The 18,370-nt window shown below is 48.4% G+C and carries 16 protein-coding genes; 9 read left to right on the plus strand and 7 right to left on the minus strand.

The genetic code is table 11. The annotated features are described in order from the left end of the window. The 5 genes from Mcas_RS17345 to Mcas_RS02795 form a co-directional block, all read right to left on the minus strand. Positions 1-1,911, minus strand: coding sequence for an Lcl domain-containing protein (locus Mcas_RS17345; RefSeq protein WP_081853555.1), 1,911 nt, complete (start codon positions 1,909-1,911; stop codon positions 1-3). 25 nt (positions 1,912-1,936) lie between these two features. After that, the gene (locus tag Mcas_RS02780; RefSeq protein ID WP_052566757.1) at positions 1,937-2,509 is read right to left on the minus strand and encodes an Lcl C-terminal domain-containing protein; all 573 of its coding nucleotides are present in this window, start codon (positions 2,507-2,509) and stop codon (positions 1,937-1,939) included. A 240-nt stretch (positions 2,510-2,749) separates the two neighbouring features. Further along, entirely contained in the window at positions 2,750-3,610 is an 861-nt protein-coding gene (locus Mcas_RS02785; protein WP_040333916.1) for a UbiA-like polyprenyltransferase, read from the minus strand. 5 nt (positions 3,611-3,615) lie between these two features. Then, the gene (locus Mcas_RS02790; protein ID WP_040333917.1) at positions 3,616-5,349 is read right to left on the minus strand and encodes a GAF domain-containing protein; all 1,734 of its coding nucleotides are present in this window, start codon (positions 5,347-5,349) and stop codon (positions 3,616-3,618) included. A 162-nt stretch (positions 5,350-5,511) separates the two neighbouring features. Continuing rightward, positions 5,512-5,916, minus strand: a complete 405-nt coding sequence (locus tag Mcas_RS02795) for an adenylyltransferase/cytidyltransferase family protein (protein WP_052566758.1) — start codon at positions 5,914-5,916, stop codon at positions 5,512-5,514. Positions 5,917-6,083: 167 nt separating this feature from the next. Here Mcas_RS02795 and Mcas_RS02800 point away from each other — a divergent pair, with 167 nt between their 5' ends. The 7 genes from Mcas_RS02800 to Mcas_RS02830 all read left to right on the plus strand — a co-directional run bounded on the left by Mcas_RS02800 (position 6,084) and on the right by Mcas_RS02830 (position 15,022). Beyond that, positions 6,084-8,213 (plus strand): tetratricopeptide repeat protein, encoded by a 2,130-nt coding sequence (locus tag Mcas_RS02800; RefSeq protein WP_040333918.1) that lies wholly within the window; start codon positions 6,084-6,086, stop codon positions 8,211-8,213. Positions 8,214-8,559: 346 nt separating this feature from the next. Continuing rightward, positions 8,560-10,449, plus strand: coding sequence for a hypothetical protein (locus Mcas_RS02805; protein ID WP_040333919.1), 1,890 nt, complete (start codon positions 8,560-8,562; stop codon positions 10,447-10,449). Positions 10,450-11,042: 593 nt separating this feature from the next. Beyond that, on the plus strand, positions 11,043-12,494 hold the full coding sequence (locus Mcas_RS02810) for an alginate export family protein (protein WP_156033035.1): 1,452 nt from the start codon (positions 11,043-11,045) through the stop codon (positions 12,492-12,494). Positions 12,495-12,637: 143 nt separating this feature from the next. Then, on the plus strand, positions 12,638-13,045 hold the full coding sequence (locus Mcas_RS02815; protein WP_052566760.1) for a DUF5618 family protein: 408 nt from the start codon (positions 12,638-12,640) through the stop codon (positions 13,043-13,045). Positions 13,046-13,190: 145 nt separating this feature from the next. Further along, complete coding sequence (locus Mcas_RS02820; protein WP_052566761.1) at positions 13,191-13,610, plus strand: DUF5618 family protein; 420 nt, start codon at positions 13,191-13,193, stop codon at positions 13,608-13,610. A gap of 21 nt (positions 13,611-13,631) precedes the next feature. Then, entirely contained in the window at positions 13,632-14,450 is an 819-nt protein-coding gene (kdsA, locus tag Mcas_RS02825) for a 3-deoxy-8-phosphooctulonate synthase (RefSeq protein ID WP_052566763.1), read from the plus strand. Positions 14,451-14,614: 164 nt separating this feature from the next. Continuing rightward, positions 14,615-15,022 carry a DUF5618 family protein gene (locus Mcas_RS02830; protein ID WP_040333922.1) on the plus strand — a complete coding sequence of 136 codons (408 nt, stop codon included), beginning with the start codon at positions 14,615-14,617 and terminating at the stop codon, positions 15,020-15,022. Positions 15,023-15,036: 14 nt separating this feature from the next. On the opposite strand, the gene Mcas_RS02835 is transcribed toward Mcas_RS02830, so the two are convergent. Continuing rightward, the gene (locus tag Mcas_RS02835) at positions 15,037-15,528 is read right to left on the minus strand and encodes a CinA family protein (RefSeq protein ID WP_052566765.1); all 492 of its coding nucleotides are present in this window, start codon (positions 15,526-15,528) and stop codon (positions 15,037-15,039) included. A 5-nt stretch (positions 15,529-15,533) separates the two neighbouring features. Next, on the minus strand, positions 15,534-15,695 hold the full coding sequence (locus tag Mcas_RS17950; RefSeq protein ID WP_156033037.1) for a hypothetical protein: 162 nt from the start codon (positions 15,693-15,695) through the stop codon (positions 15,534-15,536). 512 nt (positions 15,696-16,207) lie between these two features. On the opposite strand from Mcas_RS17950, the gene Mcas_RS02840 reads away from it, so the two are divergent. Further along, positions 16,208-17,959, plus strand: a complete 1,752-nt coding sequence (locus tag Mcas_RS02840; protein WP_040333924.1) for a PAS domain S-box protein — start codon at positions 16,208-16,210, stop codon at positions 17,957-17,959. A 59-nt stretch (positions 17,960-18,018) separates the two neighbouring features. Beyond that, positions 18,019-18,370, plus strand: a 352-nt coding sequence (locus Mcas_RS17955; RefSeq protein WP_435050988.1) for an ISAzo13-like element transposase-related protein, incomplete at its 3' end; no start/stop codon positions are given.

Genomic DNA, 18,370 nt, shown 5'->3' on the forward strand with positions numbered 1-18,370 from the left:
CTATTGAATCACCCAGTCACCGTTAAGTCCTTGTGTCATAAAGCCGCTTGACTTGATCGAGGCGCCATCCATAAACCAGACAAACATGGCACCGGTATCTTTGTATTGCCATAACATATCGGCCTTACCGTCGCCGTTGAAATCCCCCACGGCAGATATCTCCCAGTCCACAGACATCCCCTTGAGTACGAAGTCACCCGATGCTATCTTGCTGCCATCCATGAACCAGATAAAGATATCCCCGCTGTCGATGTTTTGCAGCAGGATATCGACCTTGCCGTCGCCGTCAAAGTCGGCCACTGCCCTGATCTTCCACTGCTCCGGGAGGCTATGAATGACGTACCCACCACCCGTGATTGAGGCACCATCCATCAGCCAGAGATAGATATCCCCCGTAGGTATGTATCTGAAGAGGAGATCGGCCTTGCCGTCACCGTTAAAGTCGCCCGCGCCTGCAACCATCCAAGTTGATCCCATGCTATTGACCACATACTTACCCGACGCAATATTGCCGCCATCCATAAACCAGATAACAAGCGCCCCATTGCCCGAGTGTTGCAGCAAGATATCGGCCTTGCCATCGCCGTTAAAATCAGCTACCGAATTAATCTTCCACGCCGGATCGACATGCGTTGCCGCATAATGGCCGGTGTGATTTAATCCGTTTATAAGCCAGATGGCAAAATCGGTTGTTGCGGAATTCTCAAAGACGATGTCGCTCTTGCCATCCCCGTCAAAGTCGTATGTTACGGTGCCTGTGCCAATCTTATCCAACTGCACCGTGACAGCCTTGTCGGTGGTCATCTCAACCACGCAATCGTTGCTGCCGGTGATGAACTTGCAATCCGTCCAGCTTTTTATCGTCGAACCGGCCGACGCAACTGCATTAATGGTGACCAACTTACCTGAGTCAAACGATACCGTGCCGGTCTTGCCATTCCATGAGAGGGTGCCTGGGGAGGAGGTCACCGTGCCATCGCCCGTTCCCTGTTTTGTCACCGTGAGGGTCATCTTGTCTGGAGCAGGGGTGGGCGTGGGGGTCGCTGTTGGCGTCAGAGCCAAAGTAAACGTTGCTATCACCCCTCTGGCCGCTGACATTGTCACCATGCAGGTTGAACTCGCCCTGGTGCAACTACCTCCCCAACCGGTAAAGGTTGAACCTGCGTCAGATTTTGCCGTTAGAGTAACTGATGAATCTGAGATATAGTTAGCCGTGCAGGTGTTTCCACAATTGATCTTGCCGTCTGAACTCGTCACTGACCCGCTGCCTGTGCCAGACTTCGAAACCGATAGACCAAACAATACCTGTCCTGCCCGTACCGGCCAAACATATAAGTAACTATATTTGGGGTAGACTGCCACATTACCCGATTTTGGTATATCAACAACCCATGCGCTATCATAGGCATCGCCACTTTCTGCCGTAGATGACCAATAATATTCACCTACCGGAGCGACTAAAAAAGGATTATCTGAGGGAAGTGATGGCTTCTCCGTTGCCCGATCAATCAGGCTAATCAGCTCTTTTCTATTTGGCAGTCGCCAGTCGCTATAACCAAGATATTGGGCTGTATTAATGCACTTTATATAATCAAGTGCCCCTTGCCAGGTCTTGGTTCCACCCATGCAACGTTCTGCACCTCCAGCTATTGATGGCGTAGTAGCGTTTTTGCTCCAAACCAGACCTGTAAGATTGTCTGTAACCGTTTGATTGCCGTTATCATTAAACCTGGGGTTAGGCCAAGCCACACCCTTCTGTAGCGCACCATCATCACCGGCAGCGTAGGAGACAATTTGACCGGTGGCCCAGATAGCCGCATTATTATATGCCCCGGACTGTCCGGAACGTACCGGCCACACGCTATCAATACTGGAGGTCTTAGCTTCGAGCTTTATTGTTCCACTGAACATGATAACAACCCACGCGTAGTCCTTATTAACTGAACATGATAACAACCCACGCGTAGTCCTTATTAATGGAATAAGATGTAGATGACCAATAGTTGTACATGTTTACACCTGTGAAGCCTTGTGTTTTTAACCATGCCGATGAATCAGTTACTCCCAGGTTTGAGAGGCTTTCAAGTTCGTTAATGTTTGGCAGTCGCCAGTCGCTGTAGCCGGCGTATTTGGCAACGTTGAGGCAAGTTATGTAATCAAGTGCCTCTTGCCAGGTCTTGTATTTTTTAGCTGTACAAAGACCCAACCCCGCTGTGCCGGCATCTGTTGTCCAGACCAGTCCCGTAAGGTTGTCTGTAATCGTCATGTCACCATATGTGAATCGAGGATTGGGCCAGGCCACACCTGTCCGGATTGCTCCGTCATCGCCGTCGGCATCGCTCGTTGCCTGACCAGTTTGAGGCAGATTGACTGTACTGGCATAGACGGCGCCGTTAATACACATAGCTCCAATCACTACGAACAACGCCAGCATAAGCAACGTCCTTATACCTGGCGTATTGCAGTTTTGGATATCCCTTATCGTTGGGTTGTTGCTTTGTCCAAACATCAAAATATCCTCCAAAAACATTCTTGTTTCATGCAGCACCAGTGAAACTGGCATCTGCATAGTTAAAAATATTATAGCTCCGGATAAATGGAAAAATATATCGCCAGGACGACAAATCAAAGAATATTTTTGCTGTAAAAAAATCCCGTTTAGTTTCCGAAAATCCGGGTTAAACCTGGTAGCGGAAAAGATGGGTTGAAAGACAGACTTAAAGATCGAATCGCTGTTGTCTCTTGTCCGTTACAAGGACTTCTCCATCAGCACAAAGACAAACACCGTCATGCTTATATAACCATTTGCGTTAAAGAACGCTACATTGATCCTGGTCAAGTCATCCTTGCTGATGATCGAGTGTTCATACCAGAAGAACAGCGCCACGCCAACCATGCCAGCATAGTATACAATGCCCAGGTCAAAGACGCCCCCCGTGAGCACCAACAGCATCCACGACAGGACGTGAAACCCCCTGGCAATACTCAGGGCAGCACGCACACCAAATCGTTGAGGTATGGAGTACAGGCCGTGCGACCTGTCAAAGTCCCTGTCCTGCAGGCCATAGATGGTATCAAAGCCCGCAAGCCAGAAGATAACGGCAGCAACAAGGGGCAGTATCTGATATGAGAAGTTGCCTCTTATGGCAATCCATGCCCCCAGAGGCGCCAACGCAATGGCCACCCCAAGGACAAGATGACACACCCACGTAAACCGCTTTGTGTAGGAGTAGAAAAATATAATCCCTATGGCCAACGGTGCCAGCTTAAAACACAGGGGGTTTAACATGTATGCCGCAATAAAAAACACCGCCGTCGATACAACAACAAACAACCTGGCATCCGTGACGCTGATGGTACCGGCGGGTAGTTCCCGGGAGCTTGTGCGCGGATTGAGGGCATCTATCTTTCTATCGACGATCCTGTTGAGTCCCATGGCAGCGGAGCGAGCACCGACCATGGCAACGGCTATCCACAGCCCCTGCCTCAAGGACGGTAATCCATTGGCCGCCAGTATGGCCGCAGTAAAGGCAAACGGCAGTGCAAAGATACTGTGTGAGAACTTTATCATCCTCAGATAGGTGCTTACTTTATTGAACGCCGTTGCCATTGTGATTATCTCAGGTCAGCCGCCTTGCTGTGAAATCGGGTCTTTTCAATTGCAACAGCCGCTTCCTCTGCAAGGGCCATGGCAAAGTCTATCTCATCCTGCGTAAAAGCCCTGTGTTGCTCCGTCAGCAACCTAAGCACGCCTATGATTTCGTCATAGAGCGTCAGGGGTACAACGAGAATGCTCTTGATCCCTTCCTTTGCGGCCTCTTTGTTATAGATGATGCGCGGGTCGTTTGTGGCGTCATAGATGGCGACGGGTTTACCGCTGAGGGCCAACTGTACGCTCTCCTCAAAGGCCACGCTGCCCCTGTCGAGGTAGTCCCTGCTAAGGCCGGAGGAGGCCATCAGTTCCAACTGCCTGCTATCGGGATTGATGAGTCTGATGGTGGCCGCCTTGGTGTGCATTATCTCAGGGAGCTTGCGCACGATCAGTTGCACGACCTCGTGGAAGTCCGTTGTCTTGCTCAGGAGCTTTGTCGTCTCCTGCAGGGTCTTGAGGTATGTCAGCTCTACGTATCGCTGTTCATACATGCGGGCGTTTTCTATAGCTATGCCGCACTGGGCAGCCAGAGAGGCAGAGAAATCTATTTCCTGTTGGGTGAAGTTCCTGTACCACCCCGAAAAGAGCTTCAGAACGCCTATTAACTTTTGCCGGACTATTATAGGCACGGTGAGGATGCTCTTTATGCCCTCATCGATCATGTCTTTCCTGTTCAGCACCCTGGGGTCTGTTGTGGCGTCGTAGATGGTCTCAGGGATGTAGCTCAGGCCGTCAAGCAGGTGCATGTCCTTTTCCTTGAGAAAGGGCAGAGACGAGGTCTGTTGGTATATGTGGCTGAGGGCCTCCGAAATATTTATGCCCTCCGTTACGGGGTCCTTTGCAAGGAACTCCTCGCTGAGGCCAAAGGAGGCGGCCATCTTTATCTTTTTTGATTTATCGTCAACGAGCTTGATTGTGGCGGCCTTTACCTGCATAGCCTCGGGGATTTTCCGTACTATCATACCCAGGACCTCACCGAGGTTGAGCGAGGAGCTGACCGTCTTGGATATCTCCTGGAAGAGGCTCAGGTATCGCTTCTCCTGAGAAACGATGGTCTCAAATGCCTTTGCATTCATTATTGCGATGGCGGCCTGTTCGGCGATGGCGGAGACGAACTTGAGGTCTTCCTCGGTGTAGTCGCGTGGCTCGGATATGTACATCCTCAAAACACCGATGATTTCGTCCTTGAACTTCAGCGGAATCGATACGATACTCCGTATGCCTTCCTGCACTGCCACCTTGTGGTACTTGGAGTGGGCATCGAGGGTTATGTCGTACACCGACACGGACTTGCCCGACAGCGCATCCTCCACGCTCTTGTCTATACCGACCGACCCCTTGTTGACGTACTCGTCGCTGAGGCCAAAGTGGGCAGCAATGTCCAGCGTCCTCGACTTCTTGTTTATCAATCGTAGCAGGCAAGCCTTGACGTTCATTACCTTTACCACGTTTGTCACTATGAGGTTCAACACCTCCTCCAGAGAGAGGCTGGAGCTGATCACCTTGCATATATTTTGGTAACTCTCAAGGTACACGCGCTTCTGAAATATCTTTTCGGAGCAATCGGGGCACATCCCATGCGTAGAATCACCAAGGCCGGCAGAGGCAAGGAACTCCTCTACGGTCTGCCATTTGACGTCGTTGGCCTTTATCTTCTTACACCAGCCACACACCATGTTGAGTTTAGTATTATCCATAATTACACCTAAGTTGGAATCTCAAAGTTTGTCCGTACCTGCCGGCTGACAAAGCCGGCGCATGCACCGGTTCAGGGTTTTTACCCTCTGTCTTTATACCGTGACACTCAGGATATATTGTACAGGAAAACGACATGTTTTTTGTAAATAAATTTTATCATTTCAGGTTATACTTTCTCTGATTTTCTTTATAATGTTTGTGGTAGACATGCCACTGACGTATGTAACGCTATACACCTCCGGTACGAGGTCTGCGCCTATTATGTCCTGGATTTTCCAGTCGCCGCCCTTGACGAGCACGTGTGGCCTTAGTGCCCTGATGGTCTCGTATGGGTTGTCCTCGTCAAAGATTGTAACGTAGTCAACCATACTGAGGGCACCCAGTACCTCTGCCCTCTCCGCCTGTGACACGATTGGTCTGCCGGGCTTTAGTCTGCCTACGGAGGCATCAGAGTTGATCGCAACAACAAGCACGTCACCAAAGGCCCTGGCCTGATACAGATACCTGATATGTCCTGCATGGAGGATATCAAAGCAACCGTTTGTAAAGACGATCTTCTCTAACATCGCCCTTCTTTTCTCCAGCTCGTGGCAGAGAATTCCAACAGGGTAAAACTTGTTATCCACAGCAACATTAGTATACACTAATTGACACTGGATTTTAAAGGTGCCCAATTGCCTCTCTGCACGGCTTTCTTGACATTACCCCCTGTGCTAAGTTATGCTGTAGTACAGTGAACGTTGGCAGAGGCACAGACATCAGGTTGTTTGCAAAGAATTACCACTTTTTTCTCTATGCAGCCTTTCTCCTTGTCACTATCTTGTGGTTTTTTATGACTATGCCGATCATCGCCGGCGACACCGATACGTGGTTTCACCTCTCTGTTGGAAAGTACATCGCACAACACCATGAGATACCCAAGCACTCCTACTTCTCCTTCATAACCCCACCAAAGGACGGGATCGACTACTACTGGTTGTTCCAGTTGACCCTGTACGGGGCATATGCCCTGGCGGCAGACAACGGACTGATCGCACTGAGGGCTGCCCTTTACATGGCCACCGTGTTGATGCTCTTTGGATTCATATTCAGGGGACGCCTGCGCAACAACGACTCATTGGCATATCTGACGGCGGTCTTTGTACTCTGCACCATGGTGTTACTCGTAAGAGACATGGTGCTCAGACCACACATGTTTAACTACCTCTACATTATCACCTTCCTGTACATAATTGAATACAGGCCCAAGATGCTTGTGTTCCTGCCGTTGCTTGCACTGCTGTGGTGTAACATGCACGGTATCGAGTACCCGGTACTGATACTGATCACGCTCTCATACGTGATTGAACGCTACGCAGACCGCCTCCGTACCAAGACTGCCTTTACTACACAGGACCGCATATATGTCGTTGCGCTGATTGCATCCATCGGTGCGGTTTACCTCACGCCGGACCCCGTAAGACTCATCGGCCTGCCATTTCAGCCGATACAGTACGCAGCCACGTATATCGGCGAACTCAGAACCCTGACCCTGGCCGATATACTCTCCTTCAACATATCCCCGCACATCATTAACCACCTGACCGTAAACAACCTGGCCATTGCCACAGTCCTGCTCTCCGTGCTGGCGGGCATTGCACGGATGGATATCCGCATAAGTCACATGTTGCTCTTTGGCGGGGCCGTCGTACTGTTGACCAAGGGCAGCAGGTTCATTACCGAATTTGTCCTGCTGTCTCTGCCTGTCGTAGTCAATCACGTACCGTTGTCTGCAGGGGGATTGTCAAAGGCCCTGAGACGTCCCGTGTATATCATGCTCATTGCCATGATGATGGCCATACCGTTTGTGTTTCTTAAGACCTTCAAGGGACTCTTAACCGGTTACCCATACAACCCCGTCTACAATCCACGCGGCATAACCAGATTTCTCAACTCCATAGAGGCCGGCGGCAACGTCATGAGTGAGGCAACCGTTGGCGGCTACCTGATCTGGCAACTGTACCCAAAGTACAGGATATATATGGACCTTGATATGACCTCATACTTCTCTGACGAGGACTTCTATTGGGCGGATAACGTGTTTTTTAACGCCGAGGTACTCAGGAAGTTCATTGCTGCATACAAGCCATCGTTCTTTATTGTCCCGCTGCACAACAAGGCTTTTGCACAACTGCTGATGGCCTATCCCTCCTACAAGGCCGTTTTCTTTGACGACGTTGCAGTCCTGTACGTCAACTCAGCCGAGCATCCCGCCATCGCTCAACAGTACGAGCTAAGGGCCGTTGACCCCTTCAGCCTGTTGACCGAAAGGACTCTTTCGTTGAACAAGGCGCCATCGGAGGCGTTTGTCAGCGAAATTCAGAGGGTCTACCGTGTAGAGCCTTCCCTGGTATCCATAAACACGGCTCTTGCCTCAACGTACATTGCCCGCAGGGAGCATGAAAAGGCCTTGCCACATGCAGAGGTGGTCATAGGGGTCTTGCCAACCCTGTCAATTGGCCACAGGCTAAAGGGGGAGGCACTGACAGGCTTGCAGAGGTACAAGGAGGCTATCGCGGCATTTGAGATGGCCGTCAAGGTGGCCGAGATGGCAGAAAAACCATCCGTTTACCAAAAGATATCCACCTGTTACTCCCGCATGTCCAACTACAAGGAGGCCTACAATGCCCTCAAGCTGGGGGTAAATGCCTTCAGCGTTGAGACCTCATATGTTGACCTCTACAATCTGGCTCTGTTGGCGCTTATAAATCATAAGAATTCAGAGGCACTGATGTTTTTCAAGTTTGCCTACATAAAAGTACCCCCGCAGGATGCCCTCTGGCAAGAAAAAATAAAAACACAGCTTGCAAAGTTCACAGACTGAGAAAAAAAACGGGAAATAAGGTTGTGCTTGCTTATCCCCCTGGTGTGTCTTACAATGCACACTGAGTTGCAATGTTAACTCAATGTGTAGATAAAGCTCTTGATTGTTGCAGATATTTATTTACACTATAGCTGGTATACATATTGCTATATGCCTATATCCCGTAACTTAAGTCACACACCTGCGACATGCCAATTTGGTGCATGACAGATGTAAAATCATAAGGAGGTGATGCTGCAGAGACTTACTCCACGCCGCAGATGTTTCTTTAAAGTATAGTAGTACCGTTATGGAAGCCTTAAAAACAAAAACACTTAAAGCAAGTTTCACTAAGGAGGTAATTGTTATGAAAAACATGGCCGTGCTGTTGAGCATGTTTGTGTTGTTGGTTTTGGGGACAGAGACCCATGCTGAAACCGTGAAATCGACTCCACCTTCACCCATAGATGCCAAATCTATTATCGAGACCCGTTGCACCACCTGCCACAACATAAACAGGATCGTGTACGCCCCCAAGGCCACTCTCAACGACTGGCTCCACATAGTCTCCAAGATGGAGTCGCAGGGAAAAGGACTCCTCACGCCGCAGGAGATGATCGCCGTCGTAGACTGGCTCTACGCCAACCACGAAACCCTCAGACCGGTTGACACTGGCAAGTCTGAACTAATAAAGAAGCTCCCGGAAGACACCCAACAACTGCTGGTGAAAAACCACTGCCTCACCTGCCACACCGACGACAGGATCACTAAACAGGCAGCAAAATGGACGGAAAAGGAATGGGGACACGTCATCCAGCGAATGATGACTAAGGCCCCTGTGTTGCTTAAAGATGTAAATGTTACGGAAATGTCCACGCATCTTTACAACAGACTTGCGGTAGTTCCAAAGACCGGAGCCAAAAAGATTACATCCGAGTTGTACTACAACGTTGACGGCTATGTAGACATGCGTGCCGAGAACAAATCCAAATACTACTTCAACAACAGAATAAACAAAGACCAGGGTCAGCGTGGCCTGGATGCCTTTGGCGAGGGTGATGCCCAGGTACATGGCGAAATTTTCAACCCTGACAAGTGGAAGGCCCGCCTGTCATTAGCCTTCTACGGCATGGCAGATTCAGGTAACAACTCCATGCGTGACGGCATGTACAGACGTATATCCAGAGATGTCAAGGGACTCATGACGATAGAGGAGCTTTGGGCTGAGGTCAACGCTACCGATTCGCTCGTAGTGCGTGCCGGTGTGCAGGAGTATACATCCGACCTTATCGGCTCAATATACAAGGATACTGACCTGGGCGTGCGTGTCTATGGAAAGCTCTCCAACGGTATCGATTGGAGTGTGTACGCCGCGCAGAGGATCGAAAACGACCTGCTGTCGGGTTACAACAGTCCTTCCGATATGCGCGACCAGCAGATAGTCATCGCCCACATGCAGTTCACCCTCGCCTCACAGACCGTCAAGCCCTCCCTGAGCTTTAACCACGATCGTGAGGGAGATCACAAGTTTGGCCGCGAGGGCAAGTACGAAAAGGTGGATGTCATTTATCCCGGTGTAACCACGTATGGAGACGTGGGGCCGTTTAAGCTCCTCACGGGTCTCTACGGCGTCTTCGGTATGCAGAGAGACGTCGTACTGTTGGGCAAGATACCGCTCAAGGATCAGAAGGTGTCGGCCTTTACGGGTTATTTAGACCTTGCCCTCCCTGTAGGGGTATTTACGCCGCACGTGGGATTCTTCTACGCCTCAGGCGATAACGATCCCTCCGACGACAAGGCGCACGGTTTTGACTCGATTTCGGACCGCGTGGACGTCTGGGGTGCCCACGGCATAATCATCAACGACCGGATAAGTCTCCCCGGCGGCATAACCGTCATAAGGGCCCACAGTCCATACACCTCTCTGCGCGACATTGATGCAAGCTCAAACTTCGTAAACCCCGGCGTATCCGCCGCTAACCTGGGGCTTGTCATAACCCCCATAAAACCGCTCGCCATCGATACCAACCTTACCTACTTCTGGTGGAACAAGACGGCTGTACTTGAGGCCCTCGTTGGCCCGGTTGGCAAAAACGTTGGTCTTGAGTGGAACGCCGACGTTAACTATGACATAAGCAAGAGTTTCACGGTTTATCTGGCCGGTGCGGTGTTCTGGGCAGACAAGGACATGGCCAAGATATACGGTGACCATCGCATGGCAAGCGACGTATTGGCCGGTGTAAAGTACCGTTTCTGAACTAACGGACATTGACCTGCTCTGCCCTTAACGTGCGTGGTATTTTTATGGGGTCAAAGGGGTCAGCGAGGGGCGAGCCGCCCCCGGCTAAGTTCCCCCGGCATAAAAGGGGGCTGGCCCCCTTGCAGGGGGGCTGAGGGGGGCCAGGAGCATCCTGGAGCGACAAGAAGCGGAGCCGCCCCCTTCTTTCTTTGTATTGCAATAGATTGAGTGTGTCGCACGCGCACAGTGTGTTGTAAAACTACAACAACGTTTGCCGAAAAATACAGAGAAACCCCTTGCCTTTTGTGGCTATCAGCGCATGGTATATAATTTGCTTAAAAGCAGTTGACTAGGATTTAAACAGCATTAGGACATACATAACATTATACTGAATAAATCAGGGATAAGAAGGAGGTGATACAGCTAACAGCGACGTAAATGTGGTGTTAGCCCCAGGGTAACGACAACGGGTTGGGTTATGAGGGTCAGGTAGTAACAGACCCATAACAGAACTATCGATAAGTGAAGAAAGACGATCACAAAGTTTGGTAAATTGTAAAAAAACGCTGCCTTTGGCAGAAAAGATTCTGAGAGATATATGGAGGATTAAGTTGAAGAAGTTAACACTATTAATGATGCTGCTGATGATTGTTTTTGGCGTGGCATCGGTTATGGCCCAAGAGGCTTCAACTACAACAGCAGTTGTGGCAGGCGGAGAAACGAAAATAACGCTCGCAGGTGAGCTGAGGTTCAGGGGAGAGTTTTCAAGTAACCTGACAGATCAGCTTGATGACGAAGCCAAGAGGTTGGTAACAACACCGGCCCCTCCGGGATTCAAAGAGGGTAGTGATGACCACAATGCCTACTATGATGGCCGTGTAAGACTCAGCGTAGACGCCAAGATAGGTACAGCAGTACAAGGCTTTTTAGAGCTTGAATCCGGCACAGACAAGACAGATACATGGATATGGGGTAATTCTGCAGCCAGCGATTCTGGCGCTAGAGGTATCTATCCAAATGGTAATACGAAGAAGGGTGACATCCACATCCGTCAGGCATGGATTCTTTATACAAAGGGCATGTATGGCTTAAAGGTTGGTCATCAGTTATGGTTTCTTGGAAATAAGCTATTCTTTGACCACACAAGGTACGGTGATGACGGCATCAGGATTATCATCGACCCAACCAAATACATCCACATCGAAGTAAAGGCTCTGAAGTTCAGCGAGCAAGCCACCAACCGCCCGGATGATGGTGACGCCTATGTCGTAGAGGTAAAGTATAAGGGAGAAGGAGGCGTAAACGCCAGCGCTGATGTAGCATACGTAAACGACCAGGGCTTTGCAGCGTTAGTGCCTACTTATCAGTATGCCCATGTGTGGAACTTCGGTCTGCGTGGCGACTACACAAACGGCCCGGTAACAGTCAGAGGCGACATTGAAGCTCAGGCAGGAAAGCTCGAAAATCCTGATAACAGCAGAATCGAAGACGCCACCGTAAAAGGTTGGGCAGGTCTGTTAGGCGTAGACTACAAGATCGCCGGTAACATCCCCCTGAAGCTGACCCTGGAAGGTGCATACGGTAGCGGTAAGTCCGCAGATGACAAGAACAGTGACTTCAAGACCTTTATCACTTCGCTTGGAAACGACCAACACTATACCTATGTGTATGAGTATAAGTTAAAGTCAGCCGCAGGCGCTATCAGCACAGGTCTTGCCAATACCTTATACATCAAAGGCGCAGCAAAGGCCGAGTTTACAAAGTCCCTCGACGCCGAACTCGCACTGTACTGGCTCCAGGCAGCAAAGAAAGTGGCCCTCAACGCAGTATCAGGACCGGGTCTGCCAGTCATCAATCCTTCAAAAGACCTCGGTTGGGAAGTAGATACCAAGATCACATACAAGATAGCAAAGAATCTCCAGTACTTCGTAGAGGGTGGCTATATGTTTACAGGTAAGGCATACGACAATGTTGTCCAGACACGTGTAGTACCCGTAGCTGAGTTCGCAACCGAGCGCGACGACGCTTATGCCATCAGAAACGGAATCCAGTTCAACTTCTAAGATAAACAACAAAACGTTTATCTAAACATATGATGGGGGCTGCCTATGCAGCCCCTTAACTTTTTTCTATACCTTCACCCATTTATTTACCCCCTTGCATAGCAAAACCTAAAGCAGCTATAATAATATCAGGAGATAGCTTTATGCCAAAGAAACATATAAGAAAAGAAGGCGAGGCCATCAGATATCTTGAAAATGCCAGGGAGATACTAAGAAACACCCAGATTGAAGGCAATCACTACATTGACAAGAAACCGGTAAGAGAGGCCTGTGGTACTGCCTACCTTGCCGTATTAGAGGCCATCAACGATGCATTGATAAAAAAGGGATTGGCCACAAAACAATTACCTAAAAAGGTGGAAACGTATAGAATTGCCTTACAAGAACACCTGTCAGTCAAAAATGGTAAGCTGCTGAAAGAATTCAATAGTCTGTATGATTTACTTCACATAGCAGGCTACTATCAAGGCTTGCTCTATGATGCGCAGGTAGTCAAAGAGGCAATGAAGGCCACGGAGAGGTTTATAAAGAAGGTCTTAAACGGTGCCTGAAAATTTTTTTCCGGGAGCGCCTATGTATGGAACGTTTTTTTGACAGGAAGTCCCTGTTTGTCATCTTTTTTTAACACCCAGGGGTAAACTGTTATTTGCATAACAAAGGCTGAAATAGCTATAATAATGATATGAGGTTGCTTTTATGCAAAAGAGGCAAGTTAAAACACAGATAATAAACGAAGGTGAGGCCCTCCGGTATCTCGAAAATGCCAGGGAGATACTGAGAAACACCCCGATTGAGGGCAGTAACTACGTGGACAAAAAGCCGATACGTGAGGCATTTGGAACTGCCTACCTTGCCGTATTAGAGGCTATAAACTACGCATTGATAAAAAAGGGATTAACCCCAAAGCAACTACCCAAAAAGGTGGAGACGTATAGAATCGCATTGCAAGAGCACCTGTCAGTCAAAAACGGTAAGTTATTGCGAGAGTTCAATAGTCTCTATGACGCATTGCATATAGCAGGCTACTATCAAGGCTTGCTATATGAGGCACAGTTAGTTAAGGATGCAATGAAGGCTGCAGAGAGGTTTATAAAGAAGGTTTCAAACGGTGCCTGAAATTTTTTTCCCGGAGCGCCTATGATGGAACGCTTTTTTGACAGGAAGTCCCTGTTTGTCATCGCAGGTCCATGTGTAATTGAAAGCAGAGAGGTAGTTCTGGAAACTGCTCGGGTACTCAGGGATATATCCATGAGGCTGAATCTCCCGATTATCTTCAAAAGCTCATACGACAAGGCCAATCGGACATCCATAAACGGCTACAGGGGCATTGGGGTTGAAAAGGGCTTGGCTCTGTTATCTGAGGTGCGCTCAACCTTTGGGCTGCCCGTGATAACCGACGTGCATTCTCCCCAGGAGGCGTTGTTAGCCGCTGAGGCCGTTGACGTGTTGCAACTGCCAGCCTTCCTGTGCAGACAGACAGACCTGATCCTGGCCGCCGCCAACACCGGCAAGGTCGTCAACATAAAAAAGGGGCAATTCCTGGCCCCCTGGGACGTAAAAAATATCATCGATAAATTCACCTCCACAGGCAACACAGGCCTCTTTATAACGGAGCGGGGAACGACGTTTGGTTACAACAACCTGGTCGTGGACTTCAGGGCAATCCCGATCATGCGAGCCTTTGGTTATCCGGTACTCGTGGATGTTACCCACAGCGTCCAGTTACCTGGCGGACTTGGCACCGCATCCGGCGGACAACGACAGTTCGCACCCGTGATGGCAAGGGCTGCTGCTGCCGTCGGCGTAGATGGCCTGTTCATGGAGGTACATCCACAGCCCGACAATGCCCTCTGCGATGGCCCAAACATGCTCGAACTACACAAGCTCGAACACATGCTCAGTATCGTCAGCGCAATCCACAAGATCGCTCAAGCCAACGGGATAATCGACATTTAACGTAAGAGAAAAGAAAGGGGCGGCTCCGCCCCCCTTCAGACCCCCCGCAAGGGGAGGGGCGAGGCGCCCCGGCCGGAAAGAAGTCCCCTTGACCCCGTAAAAATGCCACATTTTTTTGTATTTAATCCAATCGAAATGTGCTATGATAATGTCAGGAGGTTGCTTTGAACAAGAGACATAACAGAAAAGAAGGCGAGGCCCTCAGGTATCTTGAAAATGCCAGAGAGACACTGCGAAATACTCAAATCGAAAACAATATATATCTGGACAAAAAACCGGTCAGAGAGGCGTGTGCAACCGCTTACCTTGCCGTATTAGAGGCCATCAATGACGCATTAATAAAAAAAGGTTTAACATCAAAACAACTGCCCAGAAAGGTGGAGACCTATAGGATAGCCTTACAGGAACACCTGTCGATCAAAAACGGTAAGCTCCTGAGAGAGTTCAATAACCTGTATGATCTGCTCCACATAGCAGGCTACTACCAAGGTTTGCTCTATGATGTGCAGGTAGTCAAAGATACGTTAAAGGCTGCAGAGAGGTTTATAAAGAAGGTTTCAAACGGTGCCTGACAGCTCACCGTTTGTCAACACTCCATCAACGTCTGAAGTATAAGCCCTAATGCCACCGCAGTGCTCTGTACCCTTACCTGCTGACGGTTGCCCTTGAACCTGAACTCACGCACCCTCTCAACCCCCTTGCAACCTCTTATGGCGATGTAGACAAGCCCCACAGGTTTCTCGGCCGTCCCCCCCGATGGTCCGGCAATGCCGCTGATCGATACCGCCACATCGGCATGGGTCCGCTCGTGCAGACCGACGACCATCTCCAGAACGGCTTCCGGACTGACTGCCCCGTGTGTCGCAAGCGTCTGGTGCGAAACACCCAAAAGCAGCTCCTTGAGTTCATTGCTGTAAGACACCACACCGCCCAAAAATACAGCAGAACTACCCGCTACGGATGTGATCGAGGCGGCCACCATCCCACCTGTGCACGACTCCGCTACGGCAATCGTCTTGCCTTTTTCAGACGCCGCCTGCACTACCATATCAGCCAATGTACTGTCGTCTTTTGGCATACACATTACTCCTTTGCGATAGTTTTATAGCCGGGGCAGCCCTCAAACCCCGTACATCCCTTCTCCCGCAACCGACAGTCCCGATTTATGCAGGGCATCGGCTTACCACGCCTGGTTGATTGTCTGGCCTCTGCCAGCCGTTGCGGTCTTGTCGTCTTGTGCTTCATAACTTGTTGCTTGCTTTAGTATAGCACATTTACCAGAGAGTTTTAATCGTGTGCGATACAAAGAACGAAAGGGACGACTCCGCATCGCTCCCGGATATACCACACATAACTTCATAGGCTATGAATCATCGTTCATGGGTTAATACTTCGATGGTTGCTTGGATTTGTGGTTTTCTATATGAACATTCGTTCATGTCTGCATCCCTCTCTGAGTTACATACAGCGTAACAATCAGCCACAGATGTTCTTATGCCAGGACTTGATGCTTCTATTGTTCTCTTGGCATGTTTATTGCTATATAGCATGTAGGTGCACTGCAAAAAAGAAAACTGTTCAGCTATATATATTTTTTTTAACCATTGCCTAAAAACTGTAAGTCAGATATAAGTGATTTTATGGTACAATAACATGTATGGCGCAAATATAACGAGGCACTTTAATATGTGACGGTAAACTAGTTTTTTGGGACAACATATAATCTATTAATCTAATATGCGTCCGAGGAGGGACATATGGAACATATAGAAGTGTGGTTTCGTCGAAATCTTGATATAGTATTCCTGCTTTATGGCGCGTCTTTTGTCTTTATGGGTGTATCGATCTTTGTTCACGCAAGTAATGGGAGCAAGTTAAAAATCTCACGCATTATATGGATTTTAGCTGCCTTTGCACTAATCCACGGGATAAACGAGTGGTTGGATATGCTGTCGTTTACCCATCCGACAGACACTATATTTAAGCCTATGGGCTTATTCTGCCTTGTTACCTCATTCCTGTTCCTGTTTGAGTTTGGTGTAAGGCTGTATGGGATAGATAAAGACGTGTCGTTTTTTAAATGGCGAATTACGGCGGGCATGTTACTTTTTATATCCGCTCTTTCATATGCTTCAGGACAACCGTGGAAAACATTACCAAATCTGGCAAGGTATTTTCTCGCATTTCCAGGTTCGCTGCTTACTGCAATAGGTTTTTACCACTACCGCTACAATAACGAAAATGCAGGCAAGCCTATACACATCAACAGGTATTTCTTGTTGTCGGGCAGTGCTTTTTTGGCCTATGCCTTTTTGGGAGGTCTCGTTGTTTCCAGGGGCGAATTCTTCCCTTCTAACGTCCTAAATAGCGATACATTTCTTTCGATGGTACATATCCCCGTCCAGGTCTTCAGGGCTATCGCTGCAGCACTTGCCGCTATATCAATTGTCGGGGTGATCAAGCTGTTTAACTGGGAGAAACAAAAGAAGAATATAGACTTTCAAATTACAGCCTCGGAAGTCTCTGCCATGTATCTTTCTCCAAATAGTAGCATCTTTGATCTTTCCTTTGTTATTAACAAACAGGCAATGGTGCTAACTCAGAGCATACATGGATACGTAGGAGAAATTGACAGAAAGACAAACGACCTGATAGTACACACCTTTACTCCAATGCTTGACAATGGAATGTGCAATGTAGAACAATCGCAGCAAAAAATAGTATTTCCAAAAGGTAAGGATGGCTATAATGGACTTTGGGGTCATTCCTTAAATACAAAAAGCGGATTTTATACAAATGACCCCCAAGCACACCATTCATACAAGAATTGTACACCTGATGGTCATATTCCCATAAGGAGACTTCTGTCGGTGCCGGCACAGGTCAAAGGCAGGCTTATCGGACAGATTTCCCTGGCAAATGCAGAGAGGGATTATACGGCTGAGGATTTGGAGATTGTACAACGCCTTGCATCCATATATGCCATAGCGATGGATCGCAAAAGAATGGAAGAAGACTTAAGATTGATTGAGGAGCGGTATAGAACAATTTTAAATACCTCTATTGACGGCTTTGGTTTAGTTGACAAAGAGGGAAACTTTGTACAGGTCAATGATGCATATCGTAATATGTTGGGATATAATCACGAAGATTTTTCGCAAATGAGGGTGAGCAATATAGATGCTTCAATGTCAGTTGAAGAGCTCAAACTGCACATGAGAAAAGTCTTTGAAAATGGGTCGGATCGCTTTGAAACTAAAAATAAGCGCAAGGATGGCGGTGTTATTGATGTTGAGATAAGTGCAAATGCACTTAAAGGCGAGGGCTTGTTTTTTGCATTTATAAGGGACATAACAGGGCGTAAGAGACTGGAAGAGGAGATTAGACTCAAAAGTGAAGATATGGCAAGAAACTACGAAATGCAAAATGTAGTAACCTCTATACTGAAGTTATCCTATAAGAATCTGACCATTAAAGAGTTTCTTGAGTTAGGATTTGTCCACAAATAACTTGTACAAATGGTGTCTAAATATGTTATGATCAAAAAGTGCAAAGCGATACCGAACTTATGATACAAAGAAAATTTGAAGTACTCAAAGATGTTTTAGACGAACAAGGCAGACGAATGTGGGCTGCAGTGGAAGCCGAGGCATTGGGACGAGGAGGAGTTACTTCAGTTTCCAGATCTACTGGTCTTTCGCGGACAACGATATATGAAGGAATTAGACGTATTGCTGAATCAAAGGAAAAACCTTCAAAAGGGAAAAAGAAGATACGTTTACCTGGAGGTGGACGCAAGCCGGTTGTTGAAACAGACCCATCCGTGCTTGTAGATATTGAGGGGTTGGTAGATCCGGTTACCCGAGGAGACCCTGAGTCTCCATTACGGTGGACCTGTAAGAGTGTTCGTAATCTTGCTG

It is taken from the genome of Candidatus Magnetobacterium casense, from assembly GCF_000714715.1.
GTDB lineage: Bacteria > Nitrospirota > Thermodesulfovibrionia > Thermodesulfovibrionales > Magnetobacteriaceae > Magnetobacterium > Magnetobacterium casense.

Coding starts and splice junctions, on each gene's coding strand:
- Mcas_RS17345 (WP_081853555.1), bottom strand. CDS start 1,911: ATGTTCAGTGGAACAATAAAGCTCGAAGCTAAGACCTCCAGTATTGAT.
- Mcas_RS02780 (WP_052566757.1), bottom strand. CDS start 2,509: ATGTTTGGACAAAGCAACAACCCAACGATAAGGGATATCCAAAACTGC.
- Mcas_RS02785 (WP_040333916.1), bottom strand. CDS start 3,610: ATGGCAACGGCGTTCAATAAAGTAAGCACCTATCTGAGGATGATAAAG.
- Mcas_RS02790 (WP_040333917.1), bottom strand. CDS start 5,349: ATGGATAATACTAAACTCAACATGGTGTGTGGCTGGTGTAAGAAGATA.
- Mcas_RS02795 (WP_052566758.1), bottom strand. CDS start 5,916: ATGTTAGAGAAGATCGTCTTTACAAACGGTTGCTTTGATATCCTCCAT.
- Mcas_RS02805 (WP_040333919.1), top strand. CDS start 8,560: ATGAAAAACATGGCCGTGCTGTTGAGCATGTTTGTGTTGTTGGTTTTG.
- Mcas_RS02815 (WP_052566760.1), top strand. CDS start 12,638: ATGCCAAAGAAACATATAAGAAAAGAAGGCGAGGCCATCAGATATCTT.
- Mcas_RS02820 (WP_052566761.1), top strand. CDS start 13,191: ATGCAAAAGAGGCAAGTTAAAACACAGATAATAAACGAAGGTGAGGCC.
- kdsA (WP_052566763.1), top strand. CDS start 13,632: ATGATGGAACGCTTTTTTGACAGGAAGTCCCTGTTTGTCATCGCAGGT.
- Mcas_RS02835 (WP_052566765.1), bottom strand. CDS start 15,528: ATGCCAAAAGACGACAGTACATTGGCTGATATGGTAGTGCAGGCGGCG.
- Mcas_RS17950 (WP_156033037.1), bottom strand. CDS start 15,695: ATGAAGCACAAGACGACAAGACCGCAACGGCTGGCAGAGGCCAGACAA.
- Mcas_RS02840 (WP_040333924.1), top strand. CDS start 16,208: ATGGAACATATAGAAGTGTGGTTTCGTCGAAATCTTGATATAGTATTC.